The 875-nt window shown below is 49.4% G+C and carries 1 protein-coding gene; it reads left to right on the top strand.

The genetic code is table 11. The features are described 5' to 3' along the window. Window positions 1-854: glycoside hydrolase family 19 protein (locus tag M5B99_RS29630; RefSeq protein ID WP_318654599.1), on the top strand; the 854-nt coding region annotated here is incomplete at its 5' end. Between the last annotated feature and the right edge of the window lie 21 nt (window positions 855-875).

Below are 875 nucleotides of genomic sequence, written 5' to 3'. Positions count from 1 at the left end.
ATTGGTGGGATGAGGTGGCGGCGAAGGTGGGGATTCCGACCTATGGGAAGGTGTTTCACTTTCATCCGGTGGGTTTGCTGGGTCATTTCATGGGGGATGCACAGGAGGGCGTCCTGGTCTGCAAGAAATGCAAGACAATGATCAATTTAACGAAAGAATTTCTCGAAGAGATAGGCGACAAAAGTGTTAAGCCCGCTTTCATCAGTGCGATGGTGGAAGCGTCTGCCAGCCTGTTCAAGAGATACGGTGTAGATAGCTGCGATCAGATGACGCACCTGCTGGCTCAGGCGAAAGTGGAGACCGGTGGGTTTGCGAAGTTTAAAGAAAATCTGAATTATTCCAGAAGAAATAATACAGCGGAGGGGGTTTACGAGTTGTCTCCATCGGTGATCGATGCGGGGTTCGCTAGAAAAGGGCTCACCTTCGCCAGTAAAGCAGAAAAACTAAGCTGGATAGATGAGCACTTACTGGGAAATGATGCAGCCTATGGTTTGCACTGTTATGGGCGCAGCGAGCATCCTGGGAAAGACTTCCGAGGTCGCGGATTGATTCACCTCACTCATTATGAAACGTACAAGAAATGCGCCAGAGAAACCGGGCTCGCGATTGATTCAAATCCCGAACTGTTGGAGGACAACTTTGCAGTGGCTATAGAGACCGCTCTATGGTTCTGGAAAGGCAGGAATATAGCGGCGATTGCAGAAGACGCTGCCCTCTCTGGGGATGCCGCCGTCAGAGCCGTCACTCACCCTATTAATCGTGGATTGGTAGGCCTGTCTGAACGCCAACAATACAAGCGGGAGATTACGTCGATTTTCCATCGCCACTTTAATAACAGGTGCTCAAAAAAATGATTAAGCTTTTATCGATTGTCT

The organism is Pseudomonas sp. MWU13-2100 (assembly GCF_023242365.1).
In the GTDB taxonomy this organism is placed as follows: Bacteria; Pseudomonadota; Gammaproteobacteria; order Pseudomonadales; family Pseudomonadaceae; genus Aquipseudomonas.
This window is presented reverse-complemented; position numbering and strand designations above follow the sequence as displayed.